This is a genomic window from Caldisericia bacterium (genome assembly GCA_026414995.1).
Taxonomy (GTDB): Bacteria; Caldisericota; Caldisericia; order B22-G15; family B22-G15; genus JAAYUH01.
The window spans coordinates 1-1,866 of the sequence record JAOAHY010000030.1 but is presented as its reverse complement, the minus strand read 5'-3'; the positions used below and the strand labels follow the sequence as shown (position 1 = coordinate 1,866).

General features: G+C 27.3%; 3 protein-coding genes. All 3 read left to right on the top strand.

Annotated features, from left to right (window positions below; all coding sequences use genetic code 11):
* The first annotated feature begins 82 nt into the window (after positions 1–82).
* From N3D74_06620 to cas2, 3 genes are read left to right on the top strand one after another with little or no spacing between them, the layout of a single operon-like run.
* Positions 83–283, top strand: coding sequence for a hypothetical protein (locus tag N3D74_06620; protein MCX8095838.1), 201 nt, complete (start codon positions 83–85; stop codon positions 281–283).
* A 5-nt stretch (positions 284–288) separates the two neighbouring features.
* The gene (gene cas1 / locus N3D74_06615) at positions 289–1,278 is read left to right on the top strand and encodes a CRISPR-associated endonuclease Cas1 (GenBank protein ID MCX8095837.1); all 990 of its coding nucleotides are present in this window, start codon (positions 289–291) and stop codon (positions 1,276–1,278) included.
* 3 nt (positions 1,279–1,281) lie between these two features.
* Positions 1,282–1,557, top strand: a complete 276-nt coding sequence (gene cas2 / locus N3D74_06610; protein MCX8095836.1) for a CRISPR-associated endonuclease Cas2 — start codon at positions 1,282–1,284, stop codon at positions 1,555–1,557.
* The last annotated feature ends 309 nt before the right edge of the window (positions 1,558–1,866 follow it).

Sequence of the window (1,866 nt, the reverse complement as noted above, 5' to 3'; positions counted from 1 at the left end):
CTGTTGCCGCGATTGGATTTGTTTGCATTAGCTTTATGTATATTTACAATCATTATTTAATTAAAAGAAATAATTAACTTGGATGAAAAATCTATTTGATTATCTACAATCAAAAGGAATATTTTTAATAAGAAATAATTCAAAACTTGCTCATGGTGATACTCCAATAACAGAAAATCAATGGAAAGAAATTTTAAAATTTACAAAAGAATTTATAGAAGAATGTTGTAATCTTGCAAAAATTAAAATAGAATATTTACAACTTCCTAAAGAATTTATTTGATTTCCTTGGCGACATTATATATTACAGAACAGGGTGCGAAATTAAAGAAGGAAGAAAAGAGATTTGTTATTGAAAAAGAAGAAAATATTTTACTTGAAATTCCAGAATTTAAAGTAGATAAAGTTTTTATTTTTGGCAATATACAGATAACAACACAAGCATTAAAATTTCTCTTAACTTCTGGTATTGACACTTCTTTTTTTACAATTTATGGAAAATTTATTGGTAAACTTCAATCTTTAGAATCAAAAAATGTCCTTTTAAGAATAAAACAATTTGAAAAACATTCCCAAGAAGAATTTAGGGTGGAAATCTCAAAAAAATTTGTAGAGGGGAAGATAACAAATGCAAAGAATTTTCTAAGTAAATATCAAAGAAATCATCCAGAAGTCAATTTTGCATCCAACATAAATGAACTTGAGAGAAATCTTGAAGAATTAAAGAGAAAAACCTCCATTTCTTCTATAATGGGTGTTGAAGGAAGATGTTCTGCTATATATTTTGAATGTTTTGGAAAAATGATACTTAAAGATTTAAAATTTGAAGAAAGGACACCAAGAAATCCCAAAGACCCAGTAAATTCACTTTTAAGTTTTGGATATTCAATTTTGACAAGTGAGGTATTTTCAATTTTACAAGGTATTGGTTTTGACCCATATCTTGGTTATTTGCATAGTGTGGAATATGGTAGACCTGCTCTTGCACTTGATTTAATGGAGGAGTTTAGACAAGTAATTGTAGACCGACTTGTTCTTGAAATTATAAATAAAGATATTATTAAAGAAAATGAATTTGTTGAAGATGAGGAAGGGAAAATACGTTTGAATGAAAAAGCAATTAAAGAATTTTTAACTCAATATGAGAGAAGAATTTTAACTGAGATAACTTACGAAGAAGAGACAATGAATTATAGAAAACTTATACAACATCAAATAAGAAAATTTGAAAAGACAATTATGGAAGGAAATGAATATATTCCATTTGAGATGAGGTGAAAAATGTTTATAGTAATTAGTTATGATATTCAAGATGACAAAAAAAGATATAAAGTAAGCCAAATTCTTGAAAATTATGGGACAAGAGTACAATATAGTGTTTTTGAATGCATAATAGAAGAAGAACAGTTAAAAGAAATACAAGAGAAAACAAGTAATATAATAGATAAAAAAAATGATAGCATTAGGTTTTATAAAATTTGTGAAGGTTGCCTTAAAAAAATTGAAATAATAGGTATAGGAGAAGTTACAAAAGATTTAGATTTTTATGTGGTTTAAAAAAAATTTATAAAAAAGTAAAAATTTTTGCGCAAACCTATTTTAATGTAAAAAGTAGGGGGGTTTTGCGCAAGGTTAAATTGATTGACTATCAAAGGACTTGACAAAGATATATAGGATTTGATATATTAGTTTTGTGGTTGAAAATTAGGGTTTTGCGCTATAGGGTAGTAAAAAGATTGATATACTTGCTCTTTGACAACCCGCGGTCGGAAAACTTGACCTGCTTTAAAGGGGATTGCGACTTGATTATACTACCGTCTTCTGTTATGAATTTTATTGCGTCGGAAAACTTGACCTGCTTTAAAG

Bases quoted from the DNA above. Each gene is read 5' to 3' on its own strand.
- N3D74_06620 (MCX8095838.1), top strand. From the start codon at position 83: ATGAAAAATCTATTTGATTATCTACAATCAAAAGGAATATTTTTAATA.
- cas2 (MCX8095836.1), top strand. From the start codon at position 1,282: ATGTTTATAGTAATTAGTTATGATATTCAAGATGACAAAAAAAGATAT.